The 1,246-nt window shown below is 34.2% G+C and carries 1 protein-coding gene; it reads left to right on the top strand.

Features of this window, described 5'->3' with window-relative positions; translation table 11 throughout:
• Positions 1–297: 297 nt before the first annotated feature.
• The coding region (locus AB0H28_RS30085) for an IS4 family transposase (RefSeq protein WP_358047527.1) at positions 298–1,246 on the top strand (949 nt) is incomplete at its 3' end.

The following is a 1,246-nucleotide window of genomic DNA, read 5'->3' as shown; positions in this document are numbered from 1 at the left end:
CGTTAATTGATACAGAAAAACATGCTATCGCCATAGCAATGGAAGATTTAAAAGTGTATTCAGGTGAGAATGATTAGTAGTGTGGATTACAGTAATATTAAAAATTAGCTTCCAATAACGATAATTATGTAAATAAGCTGCCCATATGGACAGCTTATTTTATTTTTTGCTTAGCGTGGGTTTTTTCCGAAATGCTGGCGGTACCCCATGCCCATCAACTTAATAATTTTTACTACCCCCAAGTACAAAAAAACGTTACTCTTTCTTAATAATCTATGAGGAAGGGTGACGTTTTTTATGAATCTCTCGATTCAAGAGGAATTACAACCATTTGCAGAAGAATTACAGCGCTATATCACACCTGGATTTTTGGAAGAACTGGCAAGAGAGATTAAGTTTATAAAGCGAAAACGTAAGTTTTCAGGATCAGATTTAGCTACTATTTGTATTTGGATTAGTCAACGGGTGGCCAGTGATCCTTTAGTTCGATTATGTAGTAGGCTTCATGCAGCTACAGGTACTTTACTCAGCCCAGAGGGCTTAAATAAACGATTTACTGCAAAATCAGTGTTATTTTTAAAACATATCTTTTCTTTGTTGTTACAACAAAAAGTCTGTGAGCAAACTCACATTTCTAACCAACTTTTTGTCCATTTTAAACGCATTCGTATTATGGATGCCACCATGTTTCAAGTACCTAATACTTTGGAACATATATACCCTGGTTCAGGAGGATGTGCTCAAACAGCTGGGATCAAGATTCAATTAGAATATGATTTACATAGTGGACAATTTCTTAATTTTCAAGTGGGCCCTGGAAAAAATAATGATAAAACATTTGGAACAGAATGTTTAGATACTTTACGACCCGGCGATCTATGTATTCGTGATTTAGGGTACTTTTCATTAGAAGACTTAGATCAGATGGATCAACGTGGCACGTATTATATTTCGCGGTTAAAGTTAAATACGAACGTATATGTGAAAAATCCAAATCCAGAATACTTTAAAAATGGTTCCATTAAAAAACAATCAGCATACATACAAATAGATGTTATACAGATTTTGAATCAACTCAAACCTGGAGAAACGATAGAATACCAGCAAGCTTATATCGGTGATAAACAGCAATTATTCTCACGCCTTATTTTTCATCGTTTGACAGAAGCACAATTAAAAAAACGCCTAGAGAAAATTGCAGAAAAAGAAAAATCAAAAAACAAAACCTATTCAGAGAAAAGTAAAC

This window comes from Micromonospora sp. NPDC050980, from assembly GCF_040653835.1.
Classification (GTDB): Bacteria; Actinomycetota; Actinomycetes; order Mycobacteriales; family Micromonosporaceae; genus Micromonospora.
This window is presented reverse-complemented; position numbering and strand designations above follow the sequence as displayed.